Genomic DNA, 13722 nt, shown 5'->3' with positions numbered 1-13722 from the left:
GGCGGAGAGGCGGGACGCCCCGTCGGGACGCCCCGTTCCCGCAGGACCCGCCCGTCCTCGCCCACGCTGCGGACGCGCCCGGTGTGCCGGGGCGGCCGCCGGCCGGTGACCTGTGCCGTGCCGCGGCGGGCGGGCTGCCCCGTGGCCGTGGCGCCGCACTCCCGACCGCGCGGCCCGCGGGTCCGCCGGAGTCCGTCCCGCGGTGGTCCTGTCTTCCGCATGGTTACGGATGTACGGAATCGGTAGATTTAACGCCGAAGTGCCAAAGTGCCAGAGGTGCCGGACTGTCGGACCGACGGGCAGCCGGACCGACGAACGCGGGCATACCCCGATCGCGGACTTCCCGGGCGAGGACTTATGTTCAACTTGAGTGCGCCGATCGTGACCACGTTCATCCTGTACGTGGCCGCCATGGTCGGAACCGGACTCTGGGCCCGGAGCCGCAACCGCACCTTCTCCGACTTCGCCCTGGGCGGCCGCCGGCTGCGGCCGTCCGTGGCCGCTCTGTCCGCCGGCGCCAGCGACATGTCCGGCTGGCTGTTCCTGGCCCTGCCCGGCGCCGTCTACGCGGCAGGCACCGGCTCCGCCTGGATCGCCCTCGGCCTCGCGGCCGGCACCTACCTGAACTGGCTCTTCGTGGCGCCGCGGCTGCGCACCTACACCGAGCGGGCCGGCAACGCCGTGAGCCTGTCCGCCTATCTGGAGGAGCGGTTCGAGGACCGCACCCGGATGCTCAGACTGGTCTCGGCCGCGGTCACGCTGGTGTTCTTCACCCTCTACGTCAGCAGTGGCCTGGTGGCCGGCGGACTGCTGTTCGAAACCGTATTCGATCTCCGTTTCGGGCTGGGAGTCAGCCTCACCGCCCTGGTCATCGTCATCTACTCGTGCCTGGGCGGCTTCCTGGCGGTGAGCATGACCCATGTCATGCAGGCCACGCTCATGCTCGTCGCGCTGGTGGCGCTCTCCGTCACCGCCGTCGTCTCCCTCGGCGGTTTCGGCGCCCTGGGCGACGCCCTCGACAGCCGGGAGCCCGCGCTGCGCGACCCCGGCACCCGGGTCGGCTACGGGGGCGGTCTGTGGTCGGCCGACGGCGCCCTCGGGGTCGTGGCGATCGTCTCGCTGCTCTCCTGGGGCCTCGGATACTTCGGGCAGCCCCACATCCTGGCCCGGTTCATGAGCATCCGCAGTGTCCGCGACGTGCCCGCGGCCCGGCGCATCGGCACCGCGTGGGTGGTGGTCGTGCTCGCCGGCGCCACCCTCGTCGGCCTGGCGGGGATCGGGAGACTCGCACCCTCGCTCGCCGCGCCGGACACGGTGTTCATCGCCCTGTCCCAGCTCCTGCTCAATCCGTGGGTCGCCGGCGTGATGCTGATCGCCGTGCTCGCCGCCGTCATCTCGACCGCGGACAGTCAGCTCCTCGTCTCGTCCGTGGCACTGACGGAGGACTTCTACCGGGCCTTCCTCAACCGGCGGGCCACCGACCGGGCGCTGGTCTGGGTGGGACGCGGCACGGTGGTCCTGGTGATCGTGGTGGCCTTCGTCGTCGCGCTGAGAGGCGACGGGCTGCTGGACATCGTCGCCCACGCCTGGGCGGGCTTCGGAGCCGCCTTCGGGCCGGTCGTGCTGCTGTCGTTGTACTGGCCCCGCATGACCTGGGCGGGGGCGATGGCCGGCATCGTGGCGGGCGCGGGCACGGTACTGCTCTGGGACCGGATCAACCCCCTGCTCGGACCGCTCGAGTCGGGGGTCTACGAAATGGTCCCGGGCGTCCTGGTGGCCACGGCCGCCGCCCTCCTGTTCGGACGGTACGCCGGGCGGCCGCCGAAGCGGGCGTTCTGGCGGATGCCCGGGGGAGGCATGAGCCAGCTGATGCTCACCTCCTTCCTCGCCCACGCCCCGGTCGGCCTGGCGGTCCTGGACACCGATCTGCGCTACGTCTGGGTGAACGACCCCCTGGACCGCCTGGTGCCCCTGGGCGACCGACTGGGACGGCAGGTGGAGGACGTGCTTCCGGCGGCGGAGGCGGCGCTCTTCGAGGAGAGGATGCGCTCGGTCCTCGACACGGGACGCCCCGTCATGGACTGCGAGTTCCGCACCACCACCGACGACCCCGAGCGCGCCCGCACGATCTCCGCGTCCTTCTTCGGGATGAGGGACCGCCGCGACCGCACCGTGGGCATCCTGTACATGCTCATCGACGTCACCGAACGCCGGCGTGCCCAGGAACGCCTCGCCCTGCTGAACGACGTCGGCTCCAGGATCGGCAGCACACTCGACATCTGGCGCACCGCGCAGGAACTGGCCGAGGAGTCCGTCCCGCCCCTCGCCGACTTCGTCGCCGTCGACCTGCTGGACTCCGTCATGAGGGGCGAGGAGCCGGCTCCCGGACCGGTGGGCATGGCCCCCGTCATCCGCCGCGCCGGCCAGGCCTCGATACGCGCGGGCTGCCCGGAGGGCTCGCTGGTCGTGGGAGAGGCGGTCCGGCGCGCCACCTCCTCGCCGGTGACGCACTGTCTGCAGCAGAGCAGGACGCTCCTGGAACGCACACTGGACCGCACCGCCAGCCCCTGGGTGACCGAGGACCCCACGCTGGGCGCGTCGATCATCAGTTACGACTTCCGCTCGCTGCTGGTGGTGCCGGTACGGGCACGCGGCGTCACCCTGGGCGTGGCGACCTTCGCGCGGTCACGGCGCTTCGCCCCCTTCGAGGACGACGACGTGCGTCTCGCCGAGGAGATCGTCTCCCGCGCGGCGGTGTCCATCGACAACGCCCGCCGCTTCACCCGGGAGCGCACCGCGTCCCGCGCCATGCAGCAGTTCCTGCTGCCGCAGGCCCTGACGGGCGGATCCGCGCTCGAGGTCGCGTCGTGGTACCGGCCGGCCGGCGTCCCCAGCGGCGTGGGCGGCGACTGGTTCGACGTCATCCCGCTCTCCGGCGCCCGGGTCGGCCTCGTCGTCGGAGACGTCGTCGGACACGGGATGAACGCGTCGGCGACCATGGGACGGCTGCGCACCGCGGTGCGCACCCTCGCCAATCTGGATTTCCCCCCGGACGAACTCCTCGCCCACCTCGACGACCTCGTCATCGGTCTGATGGGGGCGCACGACGACAGCGAGCAGGCGGCCGAGGCAGGCGCCGGATTCATGGGAGCGACCTGCCTGTACGCCGTGTACGACCCGGTCGGCGGACGGTGCACGCTGGCCCGCGCGGGCCATCTCCCGCCCGTCCTGCTGGCTCCCGGCCGCACCGCCGAGATCCTGGACCTGCCCGCCGGGCCGCCCCTCGGCCTCGGGTACCTGCCGTTCGAATCCGTCGAACTGGAGCTGGCCGAGGGCAGTCTCCTGGCGCTCTACACCGACGGTCTCGTCGAGACCGCCGACCGCGACATCGACGCGGGGATCTCCCGGCTGGGCGACGTGCTCGCCCTGCCCGGCCACTCGCTGGAGGAGGCCGGCCGACGCGCGGTCGACACCCTGCTGACCGGCCCGCCACCCGACGACGCCGCGCTGCTCCTGGCCCGGACCAGAGTCCTCTCGCCGCACGAGGTCGTCTCCTGGGATCTCCCCAGCGACCCGGCCGCGGTCGGCGACGCCCGCAACCGCGCCAACCGCCAGCTGGCGGAGTGGGGCCTGGACCACCTGGCGTTCACCACGGAGCTCATCGTCAGCGAACTGGTCACCAACGCGATCCGCCACGCGTCCGGCCCGGTGGCCCTGCGGCTGATCCGGGACCGCAACCTCATCTGCGAGGTCTCCGACTCCAGCGGCACCTCACCGCGCCCGCGTCACGCCCGTACCACGGACGAGGGCGGACGCGGACTGATGATCGTGGCTCAGCTCGCCCACCGCTGGGGTACCCGCCACACATCGGCGGGCAAGGTCATCTGGACGGAACAGCCCTTCGTCGGCCCCTGAGCCCCTCGGCCCTCCCAGAACCTCCCGGGCGTCCTGGTCCGTCCGCGCGCTCCGGCACCGGCCGCGGTGCCGTGAGAGCGTGGTCGCCCAACCGGTCACTTTGCGGCTCCTTTACAGTTGGCGTAGAAACAGGCCATCCTGTTTCCCCGACATTTCCTCCCATGCGTCCGAGAAGGAGCGACGGTTACCCGATGGGTGATCCTCCCAGTAGCAGCCGTGCCACCACCGCCCGTCCGTGCCATACGGCCAGCAGGGGAGCGGGGGTGGCACGGTGACCGAGATCCTGCTGCTTCTGCTCGCTCTGCTGCTGACGCTGGCCTGCGCGGTCTTCGTCGCCGCAGAGTTCTCCCTGACCACCGTCGAGCGCGGTGAGCTGGAGCGTGCCGCCGATGCCGGCGAGCGCGGTGCCGAGAGCGCGCTGCGTGCCGTACGGCGTCTGACGCTTCAGCTGTCCGGGGCCCAGCTCGGCATCACCGTCACCTCACTGGTGATCGGCATGCTCGCCGAGCCGTCCCTCGCCGCGCTGCTGCGCGGCCCCCTGCGCGCCCTCGGCCTCGGCGGGGCCGCCCCGACCGTGGCCACCCTGCTGGGTGTGGCGCTGTCCACCGTGGTCCTGATGGTGATCGGCGAGCTGGTTCCGAAGAACTGGGCGATCTCCCGCCCGGCCGCGGTCGCGAAGGTGGTCGCCGGGCCCCAGCGCGCGTTCACCGCCGCCTTCGGGCCGTTCATCGGACATCTGAACAGCACCGCGAACCGCTTCGTGCGCCGCGTCGGCCTCGAGCCCGCCGAGGAACTGGCCTCCGCCCGCACCGCCGAGGAACTGGGCGCGCTCGCCCGGCGCTCGGCCGCCGAGGGTGCCCTGGAGGCGGACTCCGCCGAACTCTTCGTACGCACCCTGCACCTGAGCGAGCTGACCGCGGAGAACGTGATGACCCCGAGGGTCGACGTCAAGGCCCTGGAGGTGCACGCCACCGCCGCCGACGCCGCCGCGCTCAGCCACGCCACCGGACTGTCCCGTTTCCCGGTCTACCGCGACAGCCTCGACGAGGTGGTCGGCACCGTCCACATCCGGGACGTACTCGCCCTGGAGCCCGAGCGGCGGGCCGGGACGCCCGTCACCGAGCTGACCACCCCGCCCCTGGCGGTCCCCGACAGCCTCCCCGCCGACCGGCTGCTGGAACGGATGCGTGCCGCCCGCACGATGGCCGTGATCATCGACGAGTACGGCGGCACCGCCGGCGTGGCCACCGTGGAGGACATCGTCGAGGAGGTCGTCGGTGAGGTCCGTGACGAGCACGACCCCTTCGAGGCCCCCGACCTGGCGCCCGCTCCGGCCACCGAGGACGGACGCGCCGTCTGGGAGGCCGACGGAAGCGTCCGCCTCGACCGGCTCACCGGCATCGGACTCACCGCGCCGGACGGCCCGTACGAGACGGTCGCCGGACTGATCGCCACCCGCCTGGCCCGCATCCCCGTCAAGGGCGACGTGGTGGACCTGGACGGCTGGCGGCTGGACGTCCTGGAGGTCGAGCACCACCGCGCCGACCGGATACGTGTCACCGAACCGGCCATGGCCGCGCTCGCCCAGGCCGTGGAGGGAACCCGATGACCGCGCTGCAACTCGCCATCGGCGCCCTGACCCTCCTGACCAACGCGTTCTTCGTCGGCGCCGAGTTCGCCCTGATCTCGGTGCGCCGCAGCCAGATCGAACCGCGCGCCCAGGCGGGCGAGAAGCGCGCCCGGATGACCCTGTGGGCGCTGGAACACCTGTCCGCGATGATGGCCACCGCCCAGCTCGGCATCACCGTCTCCTCCCTGGTGCTCGGCGCGGTCGCCGAACCCGCCATCGCCCACCTGCTGGAACCCGGCTTCGAGGCCGTGCACATCCCGCACGGCCTGGTGCACCCGATCGCGTTCGTCATCGCCCTGAGCCTCGCCACGTATCTGCACATGCTGATCGGCGAGATGGTGCCCAAGAACATCGCGCTCGCCGCACCCGTGCCCACCGCCCTGCTGCTGGGCCCGCCGCTGGTGGCGCTCACCCGGGCGCTGCGGCCGTTCGTCTTCGGCATCAACGCCTTCGCCAACGTCCTGCTGCGGCTGCTGCGCGTCGAGCCGAAGGACGAGGTCGAGTCCGTCTTCACCGACGACCAGCTCGCCCGCATGGTCGTCGACTCCAGCGCCGCCGGGCTGCTGGGCCCCGCCGACGGACAGCGGCTGCGCGACGCCCTGGAACTGGGCACCCGTCCGGTCGGCGAGATCGTGGTCCCCGTGCAGCGGATGCGTACCGCCGACCACACCATCACCCCGGCCCGGCTGGAACGGCTGGCCGCCGGGGCGGGCCTGTCCCGCTTCCCGGTCACCGGACCCGACGGCGCCGTCCTCGGCTATCTGCACGTCAAGGACACCCTCGGCGTCACCGACCGCGACCGGCCCTTCCCGCGCACCGCGCTGCACAAGGTCACCCGGGTCCGCATCGACACCCCGCTGGACGACACCCTCACCGCCCTGCGGGCCGAGGACAGCCATCTCGCCGCCGTCGTCGGGGAGAGTGGCACCGTCATCGGGTTCGTGACCATGGAGGACGTCCTGTCCGAACTGGTCGGACCGGCGGCCCCGGCCACCGCCTGACCGTCCCGGCCGGGAGCAAGGCCCGGCCGTGACCGGTCACATCCCGCACACCCACAGAAGGAGCGCGTACGTGTCCGCCAGACCGACGGACCCCCCGGGGCACAGTCCCCGGCCGTCCCGCCAGGAACCCCCTGAGTACGACCCACGGCGGGACGCCCCCTCGCCGGCAGCACGCCGGTGAGCGCCGCGAACGCCCTGATGGGCGTGCTGGCCGTGTTCGTGCTGACCGCGGGCACCGGATACTTCGTCGCCCAGGAATTCGCCTACGTCTCCGCCGACCGGCTCGCCCTGGCACGCGAGGCCGAGTCCGGGGACCGCAAGGCCACCCGCGCCCTGAAGGTGCTGGAACGGCTGTCCTTCATGCTGTCGGGCGCCCAGCTCGGCATCACCGTGACCGGACTGGTGGTCGGCTTCATCGCCGAGCCGTCGGTGTCCGCACTGCTGCGGCCCGTGCTGTCCGGCCTGAACCTGCCCGACGCCGCCGTCGGCGGCATCGCGGTGGTGCTGGCCTTCGTGCTGGCCACCGTCGTCCAGATGGTGCTGGGCGAGCTGGCCCCGAAGAACCTCGCCATCGCCGTGCCGGAACGTCTGGCGAAGGCGCTGGCCGGCTCCACACTGGCCTATCTGAAGATCGTCGGACCCGTCGTCCACATCTTCGACGCGACGGCGAACCGGCTGCTGCGCCGGGTCGGCATCGAACCGGTCGAGGAGCTGCACCACGGCGCCACACTGGAGGAACTCGGCCACCTCATCGGCGAGTCCCATGAGCAGGGCGCCCTGCCCAAGGACACCGCCGCCCTGCTCGACCACGCCCTGGAGTTCTCCGACCGGACGCTGAGCCAGGTGATGGTGCCCCGCGTGGACGCCGTCTTCGTCCGCGAGGGCGCCACCGCCGCCGAAGCGGTCGACCTGATCGCCGTGCACGGGCACTCCAACTATCCGGTTCTCGGCGACCACCCCGACGACATCGGCGGTGTGCTCGGCGTGGCCGAGCTGATGAGCCTGCCCGCGGACGGTCTCACCGGCACCACGGCCGGCGCGGTCGCCCGGCGGCCGCTGCTGCTGCCGGAAACCCTTCCGCTGCCCGACGCCGTCACCCAGATGAGGGAGCGCGACGACGAGTTCGCCGTCGTCCTGGACGAGCACGGCGGTGTCGCCGGCATCGTCACCTACGAGGACATCGCCGAGGAACTGGTCGGTGACATCGCGGACGAGTCCGACGCCGTCACCGAGGTCGCCGTCGCCAGCGGCGACGGCTGGCTGGTGGACGCCGGCCGCAGACTGGACGAGGTGGCCGAGGCCACCGGTGTCGAGCTGCCCGAGGAAGAGGACTACGACACGGTGGCCGGCCTGATCGTCGACCGGCTCGGCCGCTTCCCGGCCATCGGGGACCGGCTCACGGTCCAGCTGCCCGACGGCGGGACCGTGGTGATCGACGTGCGCACCCTCGACCGGCATGTGCCGGAACAGGTGCGCATCGAGCGGCAGGCCGCCGTGACGGAGGAGCAGGTATGAGTTTCCCGATGGCGGTCTTCGTCACCGTGCTGCTGCTGGTCGGCAGCGGGTTCTTCGTGGCCGCGGAGTTCGCGCTGGTCGCCGCCAAACGGCACCGCATGGAGAAGGCCGCGGCCCAGGGCCGCGGCGGCGCCAAGGCGGCCCTCGCCGGAATGCGCGAACTGTCCCTGATGCTGGCCGGCGCGCAGCTGGGAATCACCGTCTGCACCCTGGGCCTGGGCTCGGTGTCCAAGCCCGCGATCTCGCACGAACTCGACCCGCTGCTGCACGAGCTGGGCCTGCCCAGCGCCCTCAGCTACGGTGTCGCCTTCGCGGTCGCCATGAGCGTGGTCGTGTTCCTGCACATGGTGCTCGGCGAGATGGCCCCCAAGTCCTGGGCCATCGCCCATCCCGAGCGGTCCGCGATGCTGCTCTCCCCGCCCTTCCGGGCCGTGGTGCGGGTCGTACGGCCGCTGATCCGCGTCCTCAACGCGGTGAGCAACGTCCTGGTACGACTGTGCCGGGTCACCCCGCGCGACGAGCTGGCCTCGGTGCACAACCGGGAGCAGCTCACCGACCTGGTCGCGGAGTCCGAGCGGCTCGGTCTGATCAGCGAGAGGGATTCGGTACTGCTGACCCGTTCGCTGACCGAGCCCCAGACACCGGTGCGGGAACTGCGGGTGCCGGCCGACGAAATCGTCTGGGTGGACGGCACCGCCGGCCTGGACGAGATCCTGCGCGTGGCCGCGGACCGGGATCGCACCCGGCTGCTGGTCCGTGAGCACGACACGGTCCTCGGCTCGGTGCACGCCCGGGACGCCGTCGTGGCCCGCTCCAGGGGGCGGGCCACCAGCGCCCGCGCGCTGGCCCGACCGGTGCCGGGCCTGGCCGAGGACGCGACGGTCGCCGAGGCCATCGACCTGCTGCGCCGCCGCCGCTCCTCGCTCGCCGTGGTGCGTGACGACTCCGGGGCGCTGACCGGCATGGTGAGCCTGGACGACCTGCTGGCCCGCTTCCTGCAGCCCCGGACGGCCTAGCGGGGGTCTTCGCCCGGATCACGCCGGTGCCGCGGGCGCGGCAGGAGCCCTGGCCGGTGGCCGGCTCCTGCCGGGCGGGTCCGGGCCGGGGAGCGGGAGGAGGCACGGGGGAGCGGGAGGCGTTCCGGCGTCCCTCGCGCCCGCGGTCACTCGCCCAGCCGGCGGCGTCGCTCGTTGTGCCAGGCGATCGCCCGCCGTATGTCGGGCTCGTGCAGCCCGGTCCGGCGGGCCAGCCGGACCATGGGAACCGCCGGCGGGCCGGACATCATGACCCGGCTGATCTTGGCGGCCCACAGCTCCTCGTCCACGAACGGGCGTCGCCCGTACTCCTCACGGATCATGCCGAAGTGGGCCTCGCAGCAGGCGGTCACCCGGCGCAGACCGTCGTGCCGCTCGTCCGTCGGGTGGGCGGACGACGAGTCCGCGACATATCCGCGCACCGCCTCACCCGCCGGGAAGGTGTCCCCGCAGAGGTCGCACAGCTCCGGCGCGGAGCTCCGCGGACGCCGTGCACGCCGCTTCCTGCGCTTCCACATCGTCAGCTCCCGGGGGCCGGATACGGTCAGCGTACTGCGCCCACCGGCGCCCGCACCCGGTGGCGTTGCCGCGTCCGTCGGACCCGGGACGGACACCCCCTGGCTAGGGCACGCCCAGCTCGAACAGGACGTAGCCCGCGTACGAACCGGAGGCCAGGGCCGCCGTGCCCAGGAGGGTGGCCAGGGAGAGCCGGCTCAGGCGGCTCATGGCCACGGCGAGGGGGACGAGGAGCGGGAACAGGGGGAGCAGATAGCGGGACACATTGCCGAAGTACTGCTGGGTGGCCATCACCATCAGATACGACAGGACCGTGTACACGATCAGGACGGCGGGCGGACGCAGCCGTATCAGCAGCACGGTCAGCATCGGCACCAGCAGCACCACCCCGACGCCGATCGTGTCCTCCATCGGCATCGCGAACAGGTAGTCGAATCGGCCCACGGGCACGGAGGTGAGCACGTCGAAGCTGTGCCGGCCGTAGTCGAAGGTGTGGCCCCAGGCGCCGTCCTGCAGCTTGTTGTAGCCACCCCAGTCGCCCATCCGGTAGCCGACCCAGGCCAGATAGCCGGCCGCGCCGAGGGGTGCGATCACCACCGCGGCCAGCGGACGGCGGATGCCCTCCTCACGGCGCAGCACCGCGAGGAGTCCCGCCACGGCCAGCGCGGCGACCAGGGTGACCGCGGTGGGCCGGGCGAGCCCGGCGGTGAAGGTCAGCATCCCCGCGGTGAGCCAGTGACGGGTCATCACGGCATAACAGGCCCAGGCGGCCAGCGCCGTGTACACGGACTCGGAGTACACCGCCCACTCCACGCCGGAACCGGGCCACACCGCCCACAGCCCGGCGGCGACCAGGCCGGCCCGGTACCCGCCCAGCCGGGTGGTGACGGCGTGGATGCCGAGCGCCGCGACGAACGAGAAGACGACCGACACGGTCATACCGGCGCCGTACGGGCCGAGCCCGGTCACCTCCGAGACGATCCGCATCAGTGCCGGGTACAGAGGGAAGAACGCCGCGGAGTTGCCCTCGAGCGTGATCATGCCGGTGGCGCCGGGAACGGGCTCCAGCGCCGGGTCGTAGCCGTGCAGGACGATCTGCTGGTACCACCAGCCGTCCCAGCTGCCCAGCACCTCCCAGGTGTGGGCCCCGCCGCCGAAGCGCGGATGCTTCTCGCGGAAGTCGCCCGCCGAGTCCAGCAGGAACATGAAGACGGCGAAGCCCGCGAACTTCAGCACCCCGTACACCGCGAGGACCGGCCCGCAGTACCCGGCGGCCCGGCGCAGCCGCTCGCGCGGGGTGGCCCGGACGGCGGGCGGCGGGGAGTGGCGGGTCCGGGGTACGGGGGTGGTGGCCGGAGCGGCCTGCTGTGTCCCGGCGGTGGTCATGAGGCGGAGGGTCCTGTCGTACGGCGGGAGCGGCGGCCCGGGAACACCCAGGCCCGCAGGAGGAGGAAGCGCACCAGGGTGGCGGCGAGGTTGGCGGCCACCAGCGTCAGCAGTTCCACGCGGGAGTCCGCTCCCGGCGCGGCGCGGTGCAGGGCGGCCAGTGAACCGCTGGTGAGGGCGAGACCGGCCAGGAAGGCCGCCAGCCCTTTGAGCTGATGGCGCAGCATCCCGCCGCGTCCCCGCACACCGAAGGTGAGCCGGCGGTTCGCGGCGGTGTTGGCGACGGCACTGGCCAGCAGGGCGAGCGCATTGGCGGCCTGGGCGCCCGCCGAGGGCCGGAGCACGCTGTAGAGCAGCAGGTAGAACAGGGTGCTGGCGGCCCCGACGGCGGCGAACCGGAGCAACTGGGGGACCAGGGCGGGCGGCAGCGCGAAGTCCCCGGCCGGTCCCTCGCTGCGGCTCAGTGCCGACAGCGGCAGCCGGCCACGGGTCAGTGCCCGCCCCAGCCGGGCCATACCGCGCAGATCCGCGAGCACCGTGGGGAGGATGACGACCCGGCTGTCGGGATCGTCCACCCAGTCCACCGGCACCTCGTGGATGCGCAGTCCGGCGCGTTCGGCGATCACCAGCAGCTCGGTGTCGAAGAACCACTCGCGGTCCTCGACCAGCGGGAGCAGCCGCTCGGCGACGTCCCGGCGTACCGCCTTGAAACCGCACTGGGCGTCGGTGAACCCCACGGCGAGGGTGCCGCGCAGCAGCCCGTTGTAGCAGCGGGAGATGATCTCCCGCTTCGGTCCGCGCACCACCCGGGAGCCTCGGGCCAGCCGGGTGCCGATCGCGATGTCCGAATGCCCGGAGATCAGCGGCGCCACCAGGGGCAGCAGGGCCGCGAGGTCCGTGGACAGGTCCACGTCCAGATAGGCGAGTACCGGGGCGGGCGACCGCGACCAGGCGGTGTGCAGGGCGCGTCCGCGTCCCTTCGCGGCCAGCCTCAGCCACTCGGTCCCGGGCAGCTCCCGGGCCAGTCGCTCGGCGACGAGCGGGGTGCGGTCCGTGCTGGCGTTGTCGGCGACGGTGATCCGGAAGGGGTACGGGAACGTCTCCGTCAGGTGGGCGTGGAGCCGGCGGACACAGGGTTCCAGGTCGTTCTCCTCGTTGTGCACGGGCACCACCACGTCCAGAACGGGCTCCCGCTGGTGCGCGGGCAGCGGGTCCCGGCGCGGCAGCGCCCCCGGCACCGGGGGCGCTGCCGCGCGGCGGCCCGTCGGGTCCGGCGGCCTCGCTGTTCTCATCACGGATCACGGTCTCTTTCCGGCGTACGGCATGACGGAGCCCTGGTGGGGCTGGTGACGGCATGCGGGAGGCGCCCGGGTGGCGTCGGGTGAGGTGACCGGGGGCGAACACCCCCGGGGGTGGGACGGACGGCGGCGCGTCGGTCAGCCGCCGCCGGCCGTCATGGAGGAACCTCCTGTCCCTTCCGTGGACGGCGGTGTGACCGGCGGATCCGTGGAGACGGGGGCCGAGGGCGCGAACGTCGCCGACGTGCTCGCGTCGGGTGTGCGTGAGGGAGGGAAGGTCGGGGTGTCGCCGTCATCGGTCTCCGTGGTCCCGGACGTGTGCGTGGGCGGGTAGGAGGCGCTGGGGAAGGAAGTCCCGGCGGGCGGGGACGCCGGCGGGGACGACCGGGACGGCGTCGGACCGGTCACCGGCAGGGGCGGGCGGTCGGCGGGCAGGGAACGCGACCCGGCGCCGGGCAGCAGGGCCAGCCCGATGCTCAGCCCGGCCACGGCGAGGGCCGAGCCGCCGGCCCGCCACAGCACCCGCGACCGGTGCCGGACCCGGATGCCCTTGTACAGGCGATCCCGCTGCCCGGACTCGAAGGAGGCAGGCCTCCGGCTGTCGTGCATCATGCGCGTCAGCTCGCGCTCGAAGTCGTCCATCGCTGCTCCCCTCATCCCACGGGCCGGACGGAGTCGGACAGGATCTGCCGCAGCCGCGCCACTCCGCGCGACGCGTGCGAGCGGGCCGTGCCCACCGGGCAGCCGAGGGTCTGTGCCACCTGGCCCTCCGGCAGGTCCTCGCAGTAGCGCAGCACCACCGCGGCCCGCTGCCGCGGCGGCAGCAGAGCCAGCGCGGCCTCCAGCCGTGAGCGTTCCGCGACGGCCGCGGACACATCGCCCGGTCCCGCCCGGTCGGGCAGTTCTCCCACCGGGCGTTCCCCCCACCAGCGGCGGCGGGCGGAACGGGCCGCCATCCGCACCAGCACCTGGCGCACATAGGCCTCGGGTGCCTGTTCGGCGACCTTCGGCCACGCGAACCAGAGCTTCACCAGGGCCTCCTGGACGAGGTCCTCGGCGCGCTGCCGGTCGCCGCCGGTGAGCAGACGCGCGACATGGAGCAGCGTCGACCAGCGAGCGGCCACGAACTCGTCGAAGCCGTCGGCCCGAAACCGCTCCATCCCCACCGCCCCGCCTGCGAACAACCCCTTACACCCACTCAAAGACCCGGGACCCGGCGAAACGATGCACCCGAGCGGTGTGATCCACCTCACTTCGAGCGCGCGAAAGGGCGGGCCGCGCACCCGGGACCGCCTTCCGGCGATCGGTGGGTGCGCGGCCCGCCCTTGTGCGGCGGCCGCCGGGGCACGGCGGCGTGCCGTCGTACGGTCCGGTCACGGACCGCTCGCCCGCGTGGTCCTGCCGGTCCGGGGCCCGGACCGGCAGGG

The 13722-nt window shown here is 72.9% G+C and carries 10 protein-coding genes; 5 read left to right on the top strand and 5 right to left on the bottom strand.

The window, feature by feature from the left end; all coding sequences use genetic code 11:
* Positions 1-381: 381 nt before the first annotated feature.
* The 5 genes from putP to HTV45_RS16735 all read left to right on the top strand — a co-directional run bounded on the left by putP (position 382) and on the right by HTV45_RS16735 (position 9077).
* Positions 382-3915, top strand: a complete 3534-nt coding sequence (gene putP / locus HTV45_RS16755; RefSeq protein WP_308309688.1) for a sodium/proline symporter PutP — start codon at positions 382-384, stop codon at positions 3913-3915.
* 271 nt (positions 3916-4186) lie between these two features.
* A complete protein-coding gene (locus HTV45_RS16750) occupies positions 4187-5524 on the top strand; it encodes a hemolysin family protein (RefSeq protein ID WP_215206592.1) in 1338 nt (445 codons plus the stop codon).
* A complete protein-coding gene (locus tag HTV45_RS16745; protein ID WP_215206591.1) occupies positions 5521-6546 on the top strand; it encodes a hemolysin family protein in 1026 nt (341 codons plus the stop codon). Before HTV45_RS16750 ends, HTV45_RS16745 begins: the two co-directional genes overlap by 4 nt.
* 177 nt (positions 6547-6723) lie before the next feature.
* Entirely contained in the window at positions 6724-8061 is a 1338-nt protein-coding gene (locus HTV45_RS16740; protein WP_215206590.1) for a hemolysin family protein, read from the top strand.
* The gene (locus tag HTV45_RS16735) at positions 8058-9077 is read left to right on the top strand and encodes a hemolysin family protein (RefSeq protein WP_215206589.1); all 1020 of its coding nucleotides are present in this window, start codon (positions 8058-8060) and stop codon (positions 9075-9077) included. Before HTV45_RS16740 ends, HTV45_RS16735 begins: the two co-directional genes overlap by 4 nt.
* Before the next feature lie 146 nt (positions 9078-9223).
* Here HTV45_RS16735 and HTV45_RS16730 read toward each other — a convergent pair whose 3' ends face one another.
* The 5 genes from HTV45_RS16730 to HTV45_RS16710 all read right to left on the bottom strand — a co-directional run bounded on the left by HTV45_RS16730 (position 9224) and on the right by HTV45_RS16710 (position 13455).
* On the bottom strand, positions 9224-9613 hold the full coding sequence (locus HTV45_RS16730) for a hypothetical protein (protein ID WP_215206588.1): 390 nt from the start codon (positions 9611-9613) through the stop codon (positions 9224-9226).
* 103 nt (positions 9614-9716) lie between these two features.
* Positions 9717-10997 (bottom strand): hypothetical protein, encoded by a 1281-nt coding sequence (locus tag HTV45_RS16725; protein ID WP_215206587.1) that lies wholly within the window; start codon positions 10995-10997, stop codon positions 9717-9719.
* Positions 10994-12289: a glycosyltransferase gene (locus HTV45_RS16720; RefSeq protein WP_215206586.1), complete on the bottom strand. Its 1296-nt coding sequence runs from the start codon at positions 12287-12289 to the stop codon at positions 10994-10996. The genes HTV45_RS16725 and HTV45_RS16720 overlap by 4 nt, the downstream gene beginning before the upstream one ends.
* 144 nt (positions 12290-12433) lie before the next feature.
* Complete coding sequence (locus HTV45_RS16715; RefSeq protein ID WP_215206585.1) at positions 12434-12937, bottom strand: cellulase; 504 nt, start codon at positions 12935-12937, stop codon at positions 12434-12436.
* Between the two features lie 11 nt (positions 12938-12948).
* Entirely contained in the window at positions 12949-13455 is a 507-nt protein-coding gene (locus HTV45_RS16710) for a SigE family RNA polymerase sigma factor (RefSeq protein ID WP_215206584.1), read from the bottom strand.
* Between the last annotated feature and the right edge of the window lie 267 nt (positions 13456-13722).

Source organism: Streptomyces sp. CHD11, from assembly GCF_018638295.1.
In the GTDB taxonomy this organism is placed as follows: domain Bacteria; phylum Actinomycetota; class Actinomycetes; order Streptomycetales; family Streptomycetaceae; genus Streptomyces.
The sequence above is the reverse complement of the archived record's forward strand: the minus strand, read 5'-3'. Positions and strand labels throughout refer to the sequence as shown.

Coding starts and splice junctions, on each gene's coding strand:
- HTV45_RS16745 (WP_215206591.1), top strand. CDS start 5,521: ATGACCGCGCTGCAACTCGCCATCGGCGCCCTGACCCTCCTGACCAAC.
- HTV45_RS16735 (WP_215206589.1), top strand. CDS start 8,058: ATGAGTTTCCCGATGGCGGTCTTCGTCACCGTGCTGCTGCTGGTCGGC.
- HTV45_RS16730 (WP_215206588.1), bottom strand. CDS start 9,613: ATGTGGAAGCGCAGGAAGCGGCGTGCACGGCGTCCGCGGAGCTCCGCG.
- HTV45_RS16725 (WP_215206587.1), bottom strand. CDS start 10,997: ATGACCACCGCCGGGACACAGCAGGCCGCTCCGGCCACCACCCCCGTA.
- HTV45_RS16720 (WP_215206586.1), bottom strand. CDS start 12,289: ATGAGAACAGCGAGGCCGCCGGACCCGACGGGCCGCCGCGCGGCAGCG.
- HTV45_RS16715 (WP_215206585.1), bottom strand. CDS start 12,937: ATGGACGACTTCGAGCGCGAGCTGACGCGCATGATGCACGACAGCCGG.
- HTV45_RS16710 (WP_215206584.1), bottom strand. CDS start 13,455: ATGGAGCGGTTTCGGGCCGACGGCTTCGACGAGTTCGTGGCCGCTCGC.